A 12,236-nucleotide genomic window follows, 5' to 3' on the forward strand; every position below is an offset into this window, starting at 1 on the left:
CGTCGTCCCGATCGACGGTCAGGTCCTCGGCGAAATGCCGGTCGCCGGTGGCGTCGGGCACGTACTTCACACAGACAACGATCCTCAAGCTCACGGGCTGTTCCCTCTCTGATGGCTCCTGGGCGCGGCGGTGACCCGGGGCGTGGGCCGGGTCGGGGACCGCGGTTCGTGATCCGGCGTTGCGGCCGCCCCGGGAGGATCACTGCCCCGGAGCGAGCTACATCCACTACATGGCACTGAGTTCCCTCAATAAAGCACACCGAGTGCCATGGTGTCACGTCTCCGTAGGGCCCTGAATCATGGGGTATGGGACTCTTCGCGGGTATTTGTGGGGGTGCGCTGTGTCGATCACCTCTCCGAGGTGGTGGCCCTTCTGGCACTGAGTTCCCTGACTTCTGGCACCCCACCGCGGCAGCGCCCGCCGCCGGGGCCGACCGGGCCGGCCGGCCCCGTCCGGGGCGTCCGGGGCGTCCGGATGTGCGGGGCGCCCGGAGGCCCCGGCCGGGAGACATACATGCTCGGCCCGCCGCCGGGTAGCCGGGCGCCGTGGACGTGCCGTCCGTCGTGAAGAGTGGAAGGAGAACGCCGTGCTGATGGCTCACCCCGCGGTGCTGCGGAAGACGATCGAGCAGTACCGGACCCTCGCCCTGCTGCACGCGGAGTCGGGGAGTGAGGAGGTGCGGCAGCGGATGGAGGACGTCGCCTACACCCTGTGCGTCGCCACCGGCACCCGCGACGTCGACGCCGCCCTGATCGCCGCCCGGCACCGGTTGCCCGGTGCCCGGGTCGCCGACGACTCGCTCCTGGCCACCGGGGAGGCGCGGGGCAGGGCCACCGCGGACCACTGACCGGACGGTCCGGACTCCGGTCGCCCGTCCGGGCCGTCGGCTCCCCGGCCGCGGTGCCGGCCTCCCCTCCCGGCCGCCGCCCGGCCCCGGCGTCCGGGGGCCCGGCGTCCGGACCGGCCGCGGTGGCCGGGGGCCCGGCGCCGGGACCGGCCGCGGTCGGCCGGGGTGCGGCGAGCGGCCGGCGGCGGGCCCGTCCGGCGGCCTTCCGGCTGCACCGGAGCGGCCGGCCGGGCAGAGTGGGCGCAACGGCCCGCGGTCCGGCGCGACAGGGGCCCGGACCCGGCGGTCCGGACGGCCGCTGCGCACCCGGCCCGGCGCGGACACCCCGGTGCCCGGCTCCTCGGGATGGCGGCTCCTCGGGATTGCGGCTCCTCGGGATGGAGGGACAGCACATGGCACGGGCTGCCGTGTTCGACGTCGACGGCACCCTGGTCGACACCAACCACCTGCATGTCACCGCCTGGTGGGAGGCGTTCCGCCAGGCCGGGCACGAGGTGCCGATGCACGCCATCCACCGCGCGGTGGGGCTCGCTTCCGCCGATCTCGTCGCCCATCTGCTGGGCGACGACCGCGACCCGGACCAGGACGGTGCCATCAGCGCCGCGCACGTCACCCTCTACGGGACCTACTTCGCCCGGCTGACCGCGCTGCCGGAGGCGGGGCGGCTGCTGCGGCGGCTCGCCGAGGACGGCTGGAGCGTGGTGCTCGCGACCTCCGCCGGGGGTCCGGAACTGGCGGCGCTGCGCCGGGCCCTCGACGCCGACGACGCGATCACCGCCACCGCGAGCTCGGACGACGTGACAGCCGGGAAGCCCGCCCCCGAGCCCGTCGCCCACGCGCTGGAACTGGCCGGGGCGCCGGCGTCGCGGGCGGTGTTCGTGGGCGACTCGGTGTGGGACATGCGGGCCGGCAGCCGGGCCGGGGTGACCTGCGTCGGGGTGCTCAGCGGCGGCATCCCGCGGGCCGACCTGGAGGAGGCCGGCGCCACCGCGGTCTACCGCGATCCGGCCCATCTGCTGCGCACCCTGGCGGACGGCCCGCTGGCCCCCGCGGGGCCGGCCGGCTGAACCTCGCCCGGCGCGGCCGCCGGCCGGGTTTCCAGGGCCCGCCCACGGGGTGACCTGGGGGAGGAACGCGGGGACCGCTTTGGGGGTGTTCCGGCTGTGCGTGTGGTCTTGCCGGGCTTGATGGCGCCTGGCTAGACTCCGCGCAGTTTCACTTGATGCGCATGTTCTTCACCAAATGCTCGCTAATGATCATTTGGTTTTCATGATCTCCGCGAGGGATGCGCTCGACAGGGGGGCCGGAGTGAAACGAAGAAGCGGTGTACACGGAAGCAGAGCCTTATTCCGGGTCTCCGGCTCGCCGTCGTTCCTGATCCCGGCGGCCCGGCCGGCCGGAGCACCGGTCCCGGCGGGCCCGCCCGCGGGCACCGCACCGCGGAGCGCCGCGGCCGGTCCACCACCACCACGACCTGAGAAGCGGGTGCCGAGCCGGAGCCGGTGATGGCGGCCGCCGCGGGGACGTCCCCGCCGCCCGCCGTCCCGCCGCCGCCCGTCCGGCCGCCCGCCACCGGCGCGCCACCGCCGCCCGCGACCGCCGGGCGGGGCCCGGCCGCCCGGGCCGCCACCCGCCGCCCGGCACCGGGCAGGTCCGGATGAGCGCCCCCGCCTCCGCCCCGGGGGCGCGCCACACCTCCGACCAGCCGCGGTTCAAGGTCTACCGGGCGGTGCTCCCGGAGGTCTGCCCCACCGACCCGGCCCGCATGGCCCTCACCGGTGACGCCGGCGGGCGGTGCGAGATCTTCACCTGGAACGCCCGTACCGGCCGGGCCCGTCAGGTCACCGACCGGCCGCACGGCACCCTGCACTGCGCCGTCGCGGCCGACGCCGCGGTCTGGTGGTTCGACGAGGACCGGGACGGACACGGGATCTGGCGCCGCCAGGACTTCCCCGGCGGCCCCGACCGCCCCGCCCTGCCCGGGGTACCCGCCGGTGCCCCGCGCGGCCTGGCCGCCGCCGGTGACACGGTCGCCGTCGGCCTGGGCGGTCCGGACGGCCTGAGCGTGTACCTCGGCGGCCCCGACCGCACCGCCCGCCTCGTCCTCCGGGTCGCCGGGGCGGCCGCGCTCGCCGGGCTCTCCGCGGACGGCGGCCTGCTCGCCGTCACCACGACCGCGGCCGGGCCGGACGCGGTCACGGTGTACCGGACCGACGGCTCCCCGGTGGCCCGGCTCTCCGGCCGCCACGGCCGGGTGTGGTCGCTCGGCTTCGCCCCCGCCGCCCCGGACCCCGCATCGGCCGCGCCCGGTCCGGATCGCCCGGTGGCCGAACTGCTGCTGGTCCGCCAACACGGCACCGGCTACGCACCGGCCACCTGGAGCCCCGGCAGCGGCCTGCACACCCACTCCTGGTGCGGATTCGACACCGAGATCACCGCCCGCTGGTACCCGGACGGCCGCCGGGTACTGGTGCGGCAGGACCGCCGGGGCCGCAGCCACCTGTTCACCGCCGACCTCGACCGCCGCACTCTGGAGCCAGTGCCGACGCCGCCCGGCACCGTGCTGGACGCCGCCCCGCGCGGCGACGGCGACGTGCACTACCTGTGGACCGACTCGGCCACCCCGCCCCGGCTGTGCTCCACCGCCGGCACCCCGCTGCCCACCGTCGGAGCCCCGGCGGGACGGGTCCCCGGCCGCCACACCGAGCTGTGGACCGACGGGCCCGACGGACCGGTGCACACCCTGCTCGGCCTGCCCGCCACCGGCGCGGACCGACCGCCCCTGGTCTTCCTGGTGCACGGCGGCCCCACCGACCACGACCGGGACGCCTACGACCCGATGGTGCACTCCCTGGTCGCCTCCGGATACGCGGTGGCCCGCGTCAACTACCGCGGCTCCACCGGCTACGGCCCCCGCTGGCGGGCCGCCTACCGCGAGGGCGTCGGGCTCACCCAGGTCGCCGACCTCGCCGCGGTCCGCGCCGACCTGATCCGCCGTGAACTGGCCCGCCCCGACGCGATCGGGCTGTGGGGCACGTCCTGGGGCGGCTACCTGGTGCTGCTCGCCCTGGGCACCCGGCCCGACCTCTGGCAGGCCGGGGTGGCGGTCAAGCCGGTGGCCGACTGCGCGCTGGCCCACCGCTCCGGCACCCCCGCGCTGCGCGCCCTGGACGAGGCCCTCTTCGGCGGCACCCCCGAGGAGGTCCCGGAACGCTACGCCCGCAGTTCACCGCTGCGCTACGCCGACCGGGTGCGGGCACCGCTGCTGGTGGTGGCCGGCACCCGGGACACCAAATGCCCGCCCGGACAGGTCCGTGCGTACCTGGCGGCGCTCACCGCCGCCGGGGTCCCGCACGAGGCGATGTGGCTGGACTCCGGCCACGACGGCTATCTCGGCGGCGACCACGTCGCCGTCCTGCGCCGGGCGATGGCCTTCCTCGGCCGGGGCCTGCACGGCCCGCGGCGGGAGGCCCACCGAACTCCCCGTACCGAAGGTCACGGGGGAGAAGACGGGAGCGGCCACGCCGCCGGCGCTCCCGGTGACCGCACCACCGACGCCGGCACCACCGGCCGGGACACGGAGAGGAGGTAGCAGCCGTGCAGAAGGACATCATCCAGAACGACCCGCTCGCGGGCGACGAGGAGAACCGCTCGCCGAGCGTCGGGATCACCGTCACCGTGCCGTTCCGCACCGCGGAGGACAGCGAGGAGGAGTGAGCCCCGGCCGGTCCGGGTCCGGCCTTCGGGCCGGCCCGGGCCGGTCGCCGGGTGCGCCGCCGCGGCACCCCGCGGGCACCGCGGCGGCGGGCCCGCCCCGCGCCCGGCGGCCGCCGCTGCCGTTCCCCCGCCCACTTGTTTCCCTTGCCTGTCCTTCGTGCCGAGGAGCCGTCATGCGCGTCCTGCTGGTCAACATGCCCTGGTCTCCGATCGATCTGCCGTCCCTCGCGCTCGGCATCCTCAAACGCAGCGTCGACGAGCGGGTGCCCGGCGCCCGTGCCGACGTGCTGCACGCCAATGTGGACTTCACCGACTGGATCACCGCCCGTACCCCCTTCACCTGCCAGGACTACGAGTACTACGCGCTGTCCTCGTACTTCCTGGGATGCGGCGACTGGGTGTTCTCCTCGGCGCTGTACGACGACCCCGAGTGGCGGGTGGAGGAGTTCACCTCGACGCTGACCGGGAAAGTGCGCGCGTCGCGGCTGGAAAAGTCTTGCCAGTTGCACCGGATCGTGCCGGAGTTCGTCCGGGAGACGGCCGAGCGGATCGTCGCCGAGAACCCGGACGTCGTCGGATTCACCTCCACCTTCCAGCAGAACACCGCCGCGCTGGCCGCGGCACGGCAGGTCAAGGCGCTGGCGCCGCACATCGTGACGGTCTTCGGCGGTGCCAACTGCGACGCCGAGCAGGGCGCCGCCACCCACCGCAACTTCCCCTTCGTGGACCACGTGGTGCGCGGTGAGGGAGAGGCGGCCTTTCCCGCCCTGCTCACCGCGCTCCGGGAGGGCACCGCGCTCGACGGCATCCCCGGGCTGTGCCACCGGGGGCCGGACGGCGCCAGTGTCGCCAACCCGATGAGCACCAGGCCGCTGCCCCCGGCCGCCATCCTGCCGCCCGACTACACCGGCTACTTCGAACGGCTCGCCACCTCCGAAGCCCGGGCCTGGGTGGAGCCCAAACTCGTGGTGGAGGGCGCCCGCGGGTGCTGGTGGGGGGAGAAGCACCACTGCACGTTCTGCGGCCTCAACGGATCGTTCATGCAGTTCCGCAGCAAGAGCCCGGACACCTTCTACGAAGAGATCACGGAACTCTCCCGGCGGCACCGGGTGCTCGACATGTACGTCGTGGACAACATCCTCGACATGGGCTACCTGACCACGGTGCTGCCCCGCATCATCGAAAGCGGCCACGACCTGCGGCTGCACATCGAGATCAAGGCGAACATGCGCCGCGCCCAGCTGCGCACCCTCGCCGACGCCGGGCTGATCTACGTCCAGCCGGGCATCGAGAGCCTCAACAGCCGGGTGCTGAACCTGATGGACAAGGGCGTCAGCGGCTGCCAGAACGTGCGGATGCTCCGCGACGGCGCCGAGACCGGACTCTCCGTCGCCTGGAACTACCTGCACGGCTTCCCGGGGGAGACGGAGGCCGACTACGACCCGGTGATCGCCCAGATCCCCGCGCTGGAGCACCTGAACCCGCCGGTGGACCTCTCCGCGCGGATCGCCATCGAGCGCTTCAGCCCCTACTTCAACCGGCCCGAGCTCGGCTTCTCCGGCCTGCGCCCGGAGGCGCACTACCGGTTCACCTACGACCTGCCCGAAGCGGAGCTGTACGACCTCGCGTACGTCTTCGAAGCCCCGGAGCGGGGCATCGGCCAGCACACCGTGGACGCCCTGAACGACGCGCTGGCGGCCTGGAAGAAGCACAACGCCGACAGCCGGCTCACCTACTCCGACCTGGGCGACCGCATCGTCCTGGTCAGCCGGCGGCGGCTGTTCGACTGGGGTGCGCGGGAGCTGACCGACCCCCTGCAGCTGGAGGTGTTCCGACTGCTGGACCAGCCGCACGCGGTCACCGCGCTGACCCGCAAACTCCGCGGCCGGCTGCCCGGCCGGGCCGTCGAGGAGGCGGAGGTCGCTGCACTGCTGGAGGAGTGGCTGGGCCTCGGGCTGGTGTTCACCGACGGCGGGCAGTACGTCCACATCGCGCCGGCCGCCGTCAACGAGGACCTGCTGCGGCTGTACTTCATGCGCCACACCCACGCCACGCCGCAGCGGACCCCGGAGCCGGCCGGTCAGGTCTGACCGCCCGCCCGGCGCCTCCCTCGCCCGGCGCCCCGCACCCGCCCCCGACCGACCACTCCGGCCGCCACCGGCCGCCGCCCGCCCGGCGCACCGCGCCGGCCCCCGACGCAGGAGGAGCGACCCCGGATGAGCACCACGACCACCCCGCCGGCCGCGGACCCCGCAGCACCGGACCATCCGCTGCCGGTGCTCGCCTGGCGCGACTACGACCCCGACGCCTGCCGCCTGCCGGGCATGGACCTGGGCGAACTTCCGCTCACCGGCCGGGCCGCCGAGGAGGCGGACCGGCTGTGGCGGCTCGGCGCCCGACGGGTGCGGCTGCCCGAATCCGTGGACCTGACCCGCGCCGCGGCGGACCCGGCCGCCGCCGCGCGGGCGGTGCGAGCCCTGTGTCTGGTCCGCGACCTGACCGCGCACGCGGTGCTGGTCGAATGGCGGTTGGCGCTGGCGGACGAGGACCCCGAGCAGTGGCGGGCGCTGAACCACCTCCAGCCGCCGCTGGACCTCACCGGACCGGCCGATCCGGCCGCCGCCCTCCAGGAGTGGCGGCACCAGCACTACCTCTGCAAGTGCCTGTGGCGCCGGGGCCCCGGCTTCGTGCAGATCCGGGACCGCCGGTGGGGAGACCTGCGCCGGTTCACGGTGGCGGAGCCCGAGTACCAGGAGGCGATCGCCCTGCTGGAGCACGGGGTGCCGGCCCGGCGGGTGGACCCGGAGATCCTCGCCGACCTGCGGACGGAACGACTGGTCGGCGAGGCCGGGGAACTGGTCTGGTGGCTGCCCTACCGGGTGCGGCGGTGGCTCCAGGAGTCCATGACGGTGTGACCCCCGCGGCGCCGCCGCCCGCCGACTCCCGGCGCCGGCCCGCCGACTCCCGGCGTCGGGCACCCCGACCCCCGGCGCCGGGCAGCCGTGTCCCGGCGCCGTGGGCCGGGCCCCGCCGCGGGCCGAGGCCCCCGCCGCCCGGCCGGACGCCGCCGCGGCCCGCGCCTTCGGCCGTCACCACCGTGGAGGGGCGGCGCGGGCCCCGCGAGGTGTCGCGGCCCCGCCTCCGGATCTCGTTGTGACGCCGTGGCGCATTGGCTACGATTCCGCGCAGCCTCAGTCCAGTTCAGATGTTCGACGGGGCCGGACACGTCAACTCCGGTGGGTGTCCCTCGACAAGAGAACACGGAGCACGGCGATCAGACGCAACACAGCGGCCGCGGCCGCGATCGGAACCCTCCTCGCACTGGGTGTGTCCGGAACGGCGACCGCCGCGCCACCGGCGCCGCGGCACGGCCCCACCGCGTCCCCGGCCGCCGAGGCCCCGCACGCGTCGCCGGCCTCCGCACCGCCGCTCGACCTGCCCCTCACCAACGCCGACGGCGAACTCACCGGCGGCGTCCACCCCGAACTCCCCGCCGACCGGGCGACCTTGGAGTCATGGCTGACCCGGGCCCGCGCCGACGGCGTCGCCCCCACCCGCTACGCCGCACTGCTGTGGCAGTACTGGCTGGTGCGGGCCGCGGACGACGCGGGAATCGACCTGACCACCTGGGACCCGGGACGGGGCGTCGACGCCAACGAGGACACCGTGGCCGCGGTGTACGGGTTCTACGGCAGACTCTTCCTGGACCACCCGCAGATGCAGTGGGCGGGCATGGCCAACATGATCGGCCCCGCCTTCACCGCGGGCTTCGAGGACCTGGACGCGATGGCCGACGTCGCGGGTCTGGTCTCCGGGAAGGTCGCGGAACTGCCGACCGAGGTGCGGGCGGCGCTGCCGTACGACGTCCGGCAGCTCACCGAGGCCCGGACCGCCCTTCCCTCGGAGCAACTCCGCTGGTACGAGGCGAAGTTCCTCGCCATGCAGAAGCACATCTTCATGGACCAGGGCGCCATGCACACCGCGTATCTGGGGGGCGGCCTGAGCGCGGTCGAGGAACTGCGGGCGGCCGGTCTCATCGACGACGACGCGGTCGCCGCGTGGCGTGACATCGCCACCGGGGAGCCCGGCGGCGTCCGGCGCGGCAACACCGCGCTGCTCGCCCGCGAGCAGAACCAGATCATCGCCGGGCAGTGGGACCAGATGTACCGGCACGACGGTCCGGTGGGCGCCGCCGTGACCTACGGGATGACCGTCGGCGGGGCCGCCTCGATACCCGGAACCAGAACCCCCGGCAAGTACGCCCCGCTGGTCCTCAGCGACGAGATCACCCTCGGCGGCAGGACGACGGCCATCCACCTGACCACCTCACTGCCGCGCTTCAACCTCGCGCGGACCGAGGAGCGGTGGGCCTACATCACCGCCGACACACTGCCCGCGTACCAGCGCCTGCTGCGGGACGAGCCGGACCGGGCACGCCGCATCGTCGCGTCCTCGTTCACCCAGCGGGTGGCCGAGCAGCGGCTGGCCCGCCGCTGGCCGGGGGTCGCCGCGGACCTGCTCACCGGCTGGCGGCTGGAGATCGGCACCGCCGTCGGCTCCGGGACGGCCCGGACCGGCCCCGCGGCCTGAGTCGCACGGAACGGCCGGCCGCCGGCGTGCCGGCGGCCGGCCCCATGGCCCTCCTGGCCGTGGAGCCGGGAGGAGACCTGGCGTTGTGCCGCAGCGCGGCCACCACCAGGAAGAAGCCGAGAACGGCCGTCCGGTTGACGTACACCGCGAGTCCCGGGCCGGGGGCCTTCTCCTCGTAGGGCAGCCGGAAGATCTCCGCCCGGCGGTGCGAGAGGCGCCCGCGGGCGGTGTGCCGCGGGTCGGCCGGCCCCGCGGCACCGGTGCGCGCTCGTGGGTCAGCGGGCCACGGTCTCGATCAGATAGAAGGGGGCCGCCTCCAGCGGCGTCACCGACACGACGGACAGTCCCGCGCGGTGGCACACCTCTTCGAAGTCCTTGCGGGTACGTTCCCTCCCGCCCAGGTTCACCAGCATGTTGAGGTCGCTGAGGTAAGTGATCCCGTCGTCTGCGGCGTGCGCGGCGCCGACGGTACCGACGACCTCGGGAAGCACCGGCTCCACGATCAGGACGCGGCCGCCGGGCGGCAGTACCTCGCGGCAGTGGCCGAGGATCGTGACCGCTTGATCGTCCGACCAGTCGTGCAGGACGCTCTTGATCAGGTACAGGTCCGAGCCGCCGGGAACGGAGCGGAAGAAGTCGCCCGCGGACAGGGAACAGCGGTCCGCCATCCCGTGCCGGTCCAGCGTCCGCGGTGCCTGGGCCAGGCCGTCCTCGGTGTCGTGGAGGACACCGGTGAGCGCCGGGTGCGCGGCGAGCACGCCGGCCAGGACGCTTCCGTCGCCGCCGCCGACGTCGGTGACCGAGGTGAAGCGGCCGAAGTCGTAGGCGTGCGGCAGCACGGCGGCCGTCTCCGCGGAGGCCTGGCTCATCGCCGCGTTGAAGTCGGCGGACAGCTCGGGGTGTCGGCCGAGGTGGCTGAAGAAGTCGGTGCCGAAGACGGCGTCGAACGCGATGCCGCCGGTTCGGACGCTGTCGTCCAGTCCATCCCAGGCCCGCACGATCGCCGGGTCGGTGAACATCCGGACGAACGAGACGAGCGAGTCGGGGCGGCCGGAACCGAGAAGGGCGCCGGCGGGAGTCACCGAGAACGCGTCGGGTTCGTGCTCCTCCATCAGGCCCAGGCCGGCGAGGGCGCGCAACAGCCTCGTCATGGGTTGGTGCTCGGCTCCCGCGGCGGCGGCCACCTCGCCGGCCGGGCGCGGGCCGTCACCGACCAGGTCGAAGACTCCGAGCCGTACCGCGGCGCGCAGGGTCTGCGCGGCCATGCTGCCGAAGGCGAGTCGGACGATCAGACCTCGGTCGGCCATGGCCTCTCGGGCAGCAGCTGTGTCCATGGTGCTCACGGATGACTTCCTTACTCGTCGTGGTGGGTGATGGTGATGTCCGGGGGTACGGGTCAGAGGCCGGCCAGAGCGGTGGGCGTGCACCCGGCGAAGGCGAGGACGTCGCGGTGGAGGTGGGACTGGTCGGCGTATCCGTGCGCCAGGGCGATGTCGGCGGTGTTCCCGCCCGCGCGCAGGGCCTGGGCGGCGTGGTCGAAGCGGACGAGCATGGCGGCGCGCTTGGGAGTGAGGCCGATCTGGGCGCTGAACCGGGACCACAGCCGCTTGCGGCTCCACCCGCAGGACGCGGCGAGTTCGGCCACCCGCACCCGGCCCCTGTGCGCCACGATCGTGTCCCACACACCGGCGACCTCGGGTGTGATCGACGGGCCCCGGGCGGCCTGGCGGGCGAGGAACTCGCCGACCAGCGCGAAGCGTTCCTGCCATGCGGTGGCGGCGGCCACCCGTTCGCGGAGCTGCCGTTCCTGCCGCCCCCACAGGTCCTCCAGGCCGACGACCGCTCCCGCCAGTTCGTGCGGCGACACACCCAGCAGCGCGTAAGCGGTGCCGGGCGACAGGCACATCTCGATGCACTCGACGTCCCGGCCGCGGATCCGCGCGGGACCGGGCGACAACGACGCGACCAGGCTCGGGTGCGGGTTCGGGCGCGTCGCGGGTCGTTGCGCGGTGCCGCCTTCGACCGTGAACGGGTCGTTTCCCAGACCGATGACGACGACCACGGCAGGCTGGGGCAGCACCCGCAGGTCCAGTGCCCGGCCGACGCGATCCCGGAAGCCGGCCATCCGGACACCGGCAACGGCAGGCGCGTCGCCGGGCCGCGCCACTTCCCAACCGCTGTCGGCTCCACGGTCACCGCCGGACCCATGGTCCGCGGCCAATGCCACGGCTCCGGCCTCGGCATCCACTTCGTCGCTGTGCATGCCCCCACCCTGACGGACCCGAGCCGCCCCGTCTTGGAAGAAAGTTCCGCGGGCCGACGCGCGGAACCCCGTGCGGCCACCGGGGAGTCGCGGCCACCAGGGAGCCCGCGTCGGGATGGTCGGTCGATGTGTGGTGCCGTCCGACGCCCGGAGTGACCGACGGGCCCTCCGGCCCTCGACGACGCGCGTCCGTCGGAGACCGCGCCGGGCGGCGCCGGGCCGGCCGGCGCGTCACCCGACGGGGCCCCGACCGGCCGCGGCCGGCGCCGCGGTCCGGCGGGTCAGCCGGCCGCGGTCCCCACGACCCGGCGGGGCTCGATCCGGATCACCACCCGCACCACCTCCGGCGGGAGCCGGCGGTACTCCTCACCCGCCCCCGCCCCCTCGTACTCCTCCGCCAGCCGGACGGCCACCCGCCGGCCGAGGTCCTCGGTCACCGTGGCCACCCCGCGCACCTCCAGGTACCGGAGGGGGTCGGCACGGTCGTAGACCGTCAGGCTCACCCGGGGGTCCCGTGCGATGTTCCGTTCCTTGCGCCGGCCCGCCTCGGTGGAGACGACCAGTTCGTCCCCTTCCCTCGCGACCCAGACGACGGACGTCTGAGGGCTCCCGTCGGGGTTGACCGTGCCCAGCACCGCGGGGTGGGGATCGTCCAGGAGCCTTCGCGCGCCATCGCTCAGTGAAACCGTCATGCGCGTGACCCTAGGTCGTCCGGGCCGCCACCGTCGACGGCTTTGCCCGCCCGGCCCGGGCCCGCGAGCCCCGCCCAGAGCCCCGGTGTGCCGCCCCACACGTCGAAATCCCGTCAGAAAAGCACC

Annotated in this window: 9 protein-coding genes and 1 pseudogene; 6 read left to right on the forward strand and 4 right to left on the reverse strand. The window is 74.7% G+C overall.

The window, feature by feature from the left end; genetic code table 11:
• Positions 1 to 94 (reverse strand): annotated as a pseudogene (locus ACH4B3_RS33065) (electron transfer flavoprotein subunit beta); the annotation flags it as partial.
• Between the two features lie 493 nt (positions 95 to 587).
• Between ACH4B3_RS33065 and ACH4B3_RS33070 the strand changes: the two are divergent.
• The 6 genes from ACH4B3_RS33070 to ACH4B3_RS33095 all read left to right on the forward strand — a co-directional run bounded on the left by ACH4B3_RS33070 (position 588) and on the right by ACH4B3_RS33095 (position 9,155).
• A complete protein-coding gene (locus tag ACH4B3_RS33070) occupies positions 588 to 848 on the forward strand; it encodes a DUF5133 domain-containing protein (RefSeq protein WP_398469286.1) in 261 nt (86 codons plus the stop codon).
• Between the two features lie 392 nt (positions 849 to 1,240).
• A complete protein-coding gene (locus tag ACH4B3_RS33075; protein ID WP_398469288.1) occupies positions 1,241 to 1,915 on the forward strand; it encodes an HAD family hydrolase in 675 nt (224 codons plus the stop codon).
• Positions 1,916 to 2,505: 590 nt separating this feature from the next.
• The gene (locus ACH4B3_RS33080) at positions 2,506 to 4,440 is read left to right on the forward strand and encodes an alpha/beta hydrolase family protein (RefSeq protein ID WP_398469290.1); all 1,935 of its coding nucleotides are present in this window, start codon (positions 2,506 to 2,508) and stop codon (positions 4,438 to 4,440) included.
• Between the two features lie 298 nt (positions 4,441 to 4,738).
• Positions 4,739 to 6,655, forward strand: coding sequence for a RiPP maturation radical SAM C-methyltransferase (locus ACH4B3_RS33085; protein ID WP_398469292.1), 1,917 nt, complete (start codon positions 4,739 to 4,741; stop codon positions 6,653 to 6,655).
• A gap of 126 nt (positions 6,656 to 6,781) precedes the next feature.
• Positions 6,782 to 7,480, forward strand: coding sequence for a DUF5825 family protein (locus tag ACH4B3_RS33090; RefSeq protein WP_398469294.1), 699 nt, complete (start codon positions 6,782 to 6,784; stop codon positions 7,478 to 7,480).
• A 325-nt stretch (positions 7,481 to 7,805) separates the two neighbouring features.
• Positions 7,806 to 9,155, forward strand: a complete 1,350-nt coding sequence (locus ACH4B3_RS33095) for a hypothetical protein (RefSeq protein WP_398469296.1) — start codon at positions 7,806 to 7,808, stop codon at positions 9,153 to 9,155.
• Positions 9,156 to 9,430: 275 nt separating this feature from the next.
• On the opposite strand, the gene ACH4B3_RS33100 is transcribed toward ACH4B3_RS33095, so the two are convergent.
• The 3 genes from ACH4B3_RS33100 to ACH4B3_RS33110 all read right to left on the reverse strand — a co-directional run bounded on the left by ACH4B3_RS33100 (position 9,431) and on the right by ACH4B3_RS33110 (position 12,110).
• The gene (locus tag ACH4B3_RS33100) at positions 9,431 to 10,489 is read right to left on the reverse strand and encodes a methyltransferase (RefSeq protein ID WP_398469352.1); all 1,059 of its coding nucleotides are present in this window, start codon (positions 10,487 to 10,489) and stop codon (positions 9,431 to 9,433) included.
• Between the two features lie 62 nt (positions 10,490 to 10,551).
• Complete coding sequence (locus tag ACH4B3_RS33105; RefSeq protein WP_398469298.1) at positions 10,552 to 11,280, reverse strand: helix-turn-helix domain-containing protein; 729 nt, start codon at positions 11,278 to 11,280, stop codon at positions 10,552 to 10,554.
• 419 nt (positions 11,281 to 11,699) lie between these two features.
• Complete coding sequence (locus tag ACH4B3_RS33110) at positions 11,700 to 12,110, reverse strand: PPOX class F420-dependent oxidoreductase (RefSeq protein WP_398469299.1); 411 nt, start codon at positions 12,108 to 12,110, stop codon at positions 11,700 to 11,702.
• Positions 12,111 to 12,236 lie beyond the last annotated feature (126 nt).

It is taken from the genome of Streptomyces sp. NPDC018031, from assembly GCF_044327625.1.
Lineage (GTDB): Bacteria > Actinomycetota > Actinomycetes > Streptomycetales > Streptomycetaceae > Streptomyces.